General features: G+C 71.0%; 3 protein-coding genes and 2 pseudogenes. All 5 read right to left on the minus strand.

Features of this window, described 5'->3' with window-relative positions; genetic code table 11:
• A pseudogene (locus tag HG543_RS56100) lies at positions 1 to 191 on the minus strand (Uma2 family endonuclease); the annotation flags it as partial.
• 114 nt (positions 192 to 305) lie between these two features.
• The gene (gene xerD, locus HG543_RS52570; RefSeq protein WP_169352508.1) at positions 306 to 1,235 is read right to left on the minus strand and encodes a site-specific tyrosine recombinase XerD; all 930 of its coding nucleotides are present in this window, start codon (positions 1,233 to 1,235) and stop codon (positions 306 to 308) included.
• 95 nt (positions 1,236 to 1,330) lie between these two features.
• Positions 1,331 to 2,287, minus strand: coding sequence for a hypothetical protein (locus HG543_RS52575; RefSeq protein ID WP_343073665.1), 957 nt, complete (start codon positions 2,285 to 2,287; stop codon positions 1,331 to 1,333).
• A gap of 51 nt (positions 2,288 to 2,338) precedes the next feature.
• A complete protein-coding gene (locus tag HG543_RS52580; RefSeq protein WP_169352510.1) occupies positions 2,339 to 2,950 on the minus strand; it encodes an L-threonylcarbamoyladenylate synthase in 612 nt (203 codons plus the stop codon).
• Positions 2,951 to 3,002: 52 nt separating this feature from the next.
• A pseudogene (locus tag HG543_RS52585) lies at positions 3,003 to 3,430 on the minus strand (cation:proton antiporter); the annotation flags it as partial.

Here is a 3,430-nt window from a genome sequence, read left to right on the forward strand (position 1 = left end):
CCCTTCCCGCCCCGGGCCAGGTCGAACTCCATCAACAGCAGCGCCCCCAGCCGGGACGCCACGTGCAGATGCGGAGACGCCGGCCGGGGCGAGGCGTACAGCTCATCCTCGATGATCTCCCCGACCCACCCGACCGGCAGCTGCTCGATGTCCTCGTACGTCGCCGGCTTCTTCCCCTTGCCCTGCCCCATGCACACCTCCCCTGGAAGACCTCACAGGTCCTCTCAATAGCACCCCACCCCACGGGGTGTCTACTCACAGGGTCGCCAGTCTACAACCCGGTCTGACATGTCCTCCCCGCCCCGCTACGTCCCCGTCTTGCGCTTCTTCGGCTTGGGGACGAACACGTCGCTGCGCGGGTGGAACTCGTCGTAGACGGCGCGCAGGCGGGCGCTGTTGACGTGGGTGTAGATCTGCGTGGTGGACAGGTCCGCGTGGCCGAGCATCTGCTGCACGGCGCGCAGGTCCGCGCCCCGCTCCACCAGGTGGGTGGCGAAGGAGTGACGCAGCTTGTGCGGGGAGATGGGCCGGCGGATGCCCGCCTTGAGCGCGTAGCGCTTGAGCAGCTTCCAGAAGCCCATCCGCGAGAAGCCCGCGCCGCGCGGCGTGACGAAGAGCGCCTTCGACTGGCGTTGGCCCAGCAGCGCCGGCCGCGACATGGCCAGGTAGGCCTGCACCTTCTCCACCGCCACGCGCCCCAGCGGGACGAGGCGCTCCTTGGAGCCCTTGCCCTTCGCCACCAGGTAGCCCGCGGTGAGCTGCACGTCGTTGATGCCCAGCCCGCACAGCTCGCTCACGCGCAGGCCCGTGGCGTAGAGCACCTCCAGCATGGCCTTGTCGCGCATGCCCGTGGCGTTGCGCTCGTCCGGCGCGGCCAGGAGCTGCTCCACCTCCTCCAGCGTGAGGAACGTGGGCAGCTTGCGCGCCGAGCGCGGCGTGTCCAGGTCCTCCGTCGGGTCCTTGTCCGCCATGCGCTCGGCCACGAGGAAGCGGTGGAAGCCCCGCAGCGCGGCCAGGTGCCGCGCCTGGCTGCGCTTGCCCAGGCCCTGCCTGCCCAGCGCGGACAGGTGCGCGGACACGTCCTCCTGGGTGACGCGCGTCACGTCCGAGACGCCGCGCGCGCGCAGGTCCTCGAAGTACGCATTGATGTCCGCGGCGTAGGCCTCCACCGTCTTGCCGGAGAGCCCGCGCTCCGCGCGGATGAAGGCGATGAACGCGTCGAGGTACCCTTCCATCGCCGCCAAGGTACCGGAGGCGCGCGAGGAGGCAACTCAGCGTCCCGGGCCGCCCGCTTGCAGGGCCCTTCCCATGGAGGGCCCCGGCACCGCGCCTACCCTCGTGGCGCCGCGCCCCCGTCCGCCGGGGCCGATGCCGACTCCAGCGCCTGCACCACCCACGGCCACCCCACCAGGATGTTGCCGGGCGAGCGCAGGCACGCGTCCGCCACGGCCAGCACCTCCGCCGGCCGCGAGCGCACCGCCAGCGCCAGGTGACGCCCCAGGAACGGGTGCGGCAGGTAGCTCAGGTTGTGGTGGCGCACCGGCACCCAGCCCAGCGTGGGAAGTCCCGTCCACCGCTCCACCGCGTACGCCACCGCCGAGGCCAGCACCTCCAGCGCGTACAACGGCAGCCGGAAGGCGCTGACGAGGAAGGCCACCAGCGCGCTGGCCGCCACCGCTCCGGCGAAGGACATGTTCACCGTGCCGCTCCACACGAACATGGGAATCACGCTGGTGAAGATGGCCACCACCTGCACGCGCACCACTGAAGGGCCGCGTCCGATGGCCACGCTCGCGATGCTGCCCGAGGCCAGCCCCGTCACCACGCCCAGGCACACGCCCATGGCCACCGCGGCGGCACCTCCGCCGATGGGGCCGAAGACGCCGCCCACCGTGGCGTGGAGCCCCACCAGCATGGACAGGCTCGCCAGCGAGCCGAGCAGCACCCCCGCCGCCAGCCCCGACACCAGCGACAGCGCCAGCCCCGCCGCCGAGCAGAACAAGGCCGACATCACCCACTCGCCGTGCAGCGGAACCCCCGCGCCGAACAACAACAGGCCCAGCAGGCCCGTCGTCACCGGGGAGGCCACCACGAGCAACCACAACAACCGGCGCACGTAGACGCCCGCGGCCCGGTTGCCCTCCGCCTGCTCACGCCAGAGCTGCCCGATGCGGCCCCCCGGCACGCGGATGCCCGCGCCGCGCAGCCGGTAGTGCAGGTCCACCGGGCGGAACAATAACAACAGTAACAGCGTCAGCAGTCCGGGGACCCGCTCCGGTGCGTCCACGGGTCCTGGCTCCGTACCCCCCTGTGCCAAGGCGACCCCCCTTCATGAGGTTCAGTCCCCCAGCCTACCCTTGCCCTGCCGGAGGATTTCAAGCGTGTCGCCGATGAGTGAAATCACGGTGGACGGCTCGTTGAGGGTCACCCCCCCGTCCAGGATGAGGTCCAGCCCGTGCCCGAGCTCGGCCTTGATGTCCTTCGCATCCATGAGTGGCTCACCCTCCGTATTGGTGGCGGACGTCGTCACCAGAGGGCGCCCCAGCGCCCGGGCGATTTCGCGCACCAACGGAGCGTCCGGGACGCGGATGCCGACCTGTTTCTGTTTCGTCATCATCAGGTCCGGCACCAGCCGCGTCGCCTCCAGGATGAAGGTGAACGCACCCGGAGTGAGGCCCTTCATCGTCCGGTACGCGAAATTGCTGACGTGCGCGTACTTCGCCACGTCCGACAGGTCCGGGCACAGGAAGGACAGCGGCTTCTTCTTGTCGCGCTGCTTGAGCTGGTACAGCCGCTCGATGCCCTTCTTCGAGCTCAGGTCGCACCCCAGGCCGTAGTACGTGTCCGTGGGGTAGGCCAGGAGCCCGCCGCGCTCGAGCACCTCCACCGCGCGCTGCACGTGACGCGGCGAGGGATGCTCCAGGTCCACCTCGAGGATGGGTGCGGCCATGATGTCTCCGTGCCTCCTTCGTGCCCTCCCCCCCGGGGGAGCGCCGTCCAGCCTACGCCGTTCCGGCCGCCTCGTCCGTGCGGATCTCTCCGCTGGCGGCCAGCGCCCGCCGCGTGAGCACCGGGCCCACCAGCTCGTGCGCCGTGATCATGGCCACGATGAGCACCTCCACCTGCGGGCCGAAGCTGGGGAACGTCCGCGACACCAGCGCGGCCAGCCCGAAGGTGACGCCCGCCTGGGAGATGAGCCCCATCCACAGGTACTGCTTGAGCCGCGGGTCGTCCGCGGGCGCGAAGCGCCGGCACGAGAACCAGATGGCCACGCCCCGCAGCGCCACCAGCAGCATCGCCGCCGGCCCCACCGTCACCAGCGCGTCCAGCTTCAGCCCCGCCCCCGCCGCCGCGAAGAAGAGCGCGAACACCGGCAGGCCCGCCTGCTGAATCGCATGGTGGATGCGCTCGCCCGCGCGCTCGTCCAGGT

The sequence above is a fragment of the Pyxidicoccus fallax genome (genome assembly GCF_012933655.1).
In the GTDB taxonomy this organism is placed as follows: domain Bacteria; phylum Myxococcota; class Myxococcia; order Myxococcales; family Myxococcaceae; genus Myxococcus; species Myxococcus fallax.